This window comes from Brachybacterium tyrofermentans, from assembly GCF_039526165.1.
In the GTDB taxonomy this organism is placed as follows: Bacteria; Actinomycetota; Actinomycetes; order Actinomycetales; family Dermabacteraceae; genus Brachybacterium; species Brachybacterium tyrofermentans.
Genome location: NZ_BAAAIR010000089.1, coordinates 1 through 3,134, shown reverse-complemented (window position 1 = coordinate 3,134; position 3,134 = coordinate 1). Strand labels below are relative to the sequence as shown.

Here is a 3,134-nt window from a genome sequence, read left to right as displayed (position 1 = left end):
CTATTCTTCCAGGTCAGGAGCACCTTCACCCATCACGACCCACCCCTCGGACACCTCAACGATGAAAGCCCGAGGCTAGGTCAGGCGGGAGAACCCGTCCTCAATTCAGGGGACGTCCGTGTAGCCCTGACCTCGCCCTGCTTACGTTCCCGCGGCCTCGCGAGGACCTTCTCGTTTCCTCGGCCGTGGGTCCGTCAGCCGCCGTCGGGACTCTTGCCGATCTTCTCGACGTCCAGGAGCATCTGGTCTGGGCAAGGAGCCGTCATCTTCGCTGGTGATTGGCGCTTCTCGCCGTCAGGGGTGATGTAGCGAATCGGGTTCAGCCCGATCCAGTTCAGCCTCCATGTCACCGTCCTTACGTAGTACGCGAAGCCATGCCCGCCGGCGAGCTCGCGGCCGATTCGGGGCGCGAACCACTTCTGCTCCTGCCGCCAGGATTGGAGCAACTCGAGCACCCAGATTGGGAGGCGGGCGGGACGGAGCGCCAGCGCTCTGAAGCGGTCCTCCAGTGCCGGCTCGCCGTGCTTGCGGAGACCCCTGACGCATTCAGGGTGTGCAGCCCACGCGATGTGGACCTCCACAGCGCCGCGGGCGAAGCCGACGACCTGAGCTATGGCTCGCTACCTCTCAACGATGGTCGGCGGCGCATCACGGTCGTCCTTGGAGCGTGCCGCCTTCTGGGAGACGGATTACTTAGCCACTCCTCAGCGCGCACTCCAGGGCCGGTTCCTCCATCCCTTACGCGGTGACTACAGCGTCAGGACCCGCAACAAATAGGGCGCGCAAACTACCCTAGACCGATCGCGCCGGACACCCCATGCTCCGTACACTGCTTCGAGGAGTCTTGGCGGATGGACGTTAGGCGACATGCCGCAAAATCTGCGCTAGGCTTAAACGGGCGCGTTCGAGAGTCTGAAGTCGACCTCGCAGTATCACGTGGGGGTGTGGCAGCCAGGTCTTCACTATCTACGACACGAGTCCACCACGAAAGAGAATTCAGTGCACATGATTGCCGAAACGTGCATTATCTAGTTTTGCGGTCGGCGCGAATGGTCAGCGAATGCAATGATTGAAGGGTAGCCGATGTCGCACATAACATTCAATAATTTGGAGCTGAACCATAAATCGATCTCGGTCCGTGCTGAGTATCAAGATTCGGTCGATCTGTGGTTTGAATTTGACCGAGATGTCAACGTCTCTAGTACGCAAGTTGCTCTCGCTATGGCTACTCTCGCCGGTGTCGAGTACGACTCAATCACCTTTGACTTCGAAGTCGATAATACAGCTGTAGAAAGCATTAGGGCAGCAACGGGTGCTAGCATCGAAGCCGTACCCTCCGAACAGCCTCGGCCTATTACATCCTCGACAGGCAATCTTCTCAGCTTCAGCGGCGGCTTCGATTCCCTGTGTGCATGGCGACTGATGCCCGAAGAGACGCACCTTGTCTCGATGGACTTCGGCGGATGGTTCGCTCGGGAAGCTGACTTTTTCAAGCAATTCGATACCTTAATTATCCGAACCAATGCGCGGTCAGAACCTTCGCATCGAACATCGTTGGCGCGGAACCACTGGACCTTTATGGCTATCGGCGCAATCCTAAGTGCTGGATATTTTAATTCGCGCTTCCATAGCTTTGGGCAGATCCTCGGTGAATCGCTTTCGCGGACCCCCAAACGAGTTCCCACACCTACAGTTCTCGCGGAACTCGGATACGTCGACGCAGGCTACGCACGCGGATTGACGGAAGTGGGCACCGCTTCGGTCATCCTCCAATCAGATCCGTGGCATGTCCACAACTCGCTAAAGTCACTATCTGGTCCAGCTGATCGTAAGATCTTCCGCAAGATCGCTCTAAGTACGCTCGTGGGTACGAAACTTGGCATATCCGTGGATATTCCGGCATCCGATCCAAGCAAATCACCGAATATCCGTATGGGCGATGACTATGCATCGAGCCTGGCCGCCCTATATTGCATATCCCAAGGCGCCGAGAATGCCATAAGTGAACTTTTTGAGTATATTCCTTCTAGTGCACGGGATCTGGCATCTGAATGCAGCATGGATTTCATGGGGAAGGTTAACTGGGACGCCTACGCAAGCTTTCCGCGAGAATTGCGTGAGGGCCTTTGGGAAAATCTCTATAAATTTGGCTTTGAGCCGTACTCTGAACGTGATTGGGAAGAGATTCGACAGGTTCGGGCATACCTGGCCGAAGCCCATAAGATTGCACACGAAAAGCGTTGAGGATCGTTCAACAATATCCGGTCTCTTATGGTGTCGACCTTTCTGGAATTGGGAAGGACTTGATCATCCGACTCAGCGGCCCTCGCGGCTTGATTTCCAGACCCCGCCACGCGCGCCGCCGCCGCCCGAGTCGGCAGATCCCGCCGTTTAACTTGAGACTCGGCCCCCGAACAGCGGTCACATAAATCATGTTTTATCCACGTCGAGTGGATAGTCCTGAGTTGCACAGTTTTAGTGTGTCAGTGCGTTGAGCACGTGTCGGGCGTCGTCGGTGAGGTCGGGCTTGGCGGTGATCTGCTGGCCGGCGAGGCTGATGGTGACGTCTTGCAGTGGGCGCAAGGTGCGGATGATCTTGCGGATGCTGAACCCGGTCTTGTCCTGGAGGAAACGGGCGATCGCGAGCGCGGTGAATGCGATGGTGAGGTGGGCTTCGATCGCGTCTCGATGCCGGTGGAACATGGGTCTGGCCTGTAGGTCTGTCTTACTCATCCGGAATGACTGCTCGACGTGCCAGAGCTCGTGGTAGCTGGAGAGCACCTCTGTCGGAGCCATGATGTTGGCGGGGATGTTGGTGACGTAGCCCTTCAACCCCACCAGGCGGCGTGCTCGCTCCAGCGATGCGGTGTCCAGCGCTCGGCCCGCCGCGGTGGTCTTCACGAATCGGGTGCCCTTCACTGCGGCGTCGCCAGCGATTACGGCTCGTGCCTTGTTCTCTTGCTGCGTGAGCGTGTAGTTGTCGTGAACCGCGCGTTTGCGGGAGTAGGCCCAGACCGCGCGCCAGTGCCCGGGATGCGCCTCGGGGTCCCAGATCGGTTCCCGCCGGCGCCGCTTCGCTTCGGTCTTCGTGTTGCCATGGCGCGGAGTGGTCGTGTCGATCAGCTGCCCGTCCT

The 3,134-nt window shown here is 58.2% G+C and carries 3 protein-coding genes; 1 reads left to right on the top strand and 2 read right to left on the bottom strand.

Annotated features, from left to right (window positions below; genetic code table 11):
- Positions 1-194: 194 nt before the first annotated feature.
- Positions 195-455: a hypothetical protein gene (locus tag ABD093_RS18410; RefSeq protein WP_343926349.1), complete on the bottom strand. Its 261-nt coding sequence runs from the start codon at positions 453-455 to the stop codon at positions 195-197.
- A gap of 628 nt (positions 456-1,083) precedes the next feature.
- Between ABD093_RS18410 and ABD093_RS18405 the strand changes: the two genes are divergently transcribed.
- Complete coding sequence (locus ABD093_RS18405) at positions 1,084-2,244, top strand: hypothetical protein (protein WP_343926347.1); 1,161 nt, start codon at positions 1,084-1,086, stop codon at positions 2,242-2,244.
- Positions 2,245-2,475: 231 nt separating this feature from the next.
- On the opposite strand, the gene ABD093_RS18400 is transcribed toward ABD093_RS18405, so the two are convergent.
- Positions 2,476-3,134 (bottom strand): IS1634 family transposase (locus ABD093_RS18400; protein ID WP_343926345.1); only part of this gene is annotated, 659 nt, incomplete at its 5' end.

Excerpts from the sequence above, each read along its gene's own strand:
- ABD093_RS18405 (WP_343926347.1), top strand. The coding sequence starts at position 1,084 with ATGTCGCACATAACATTCAATAATTTGGAGCTGAACCATAAATCGATC.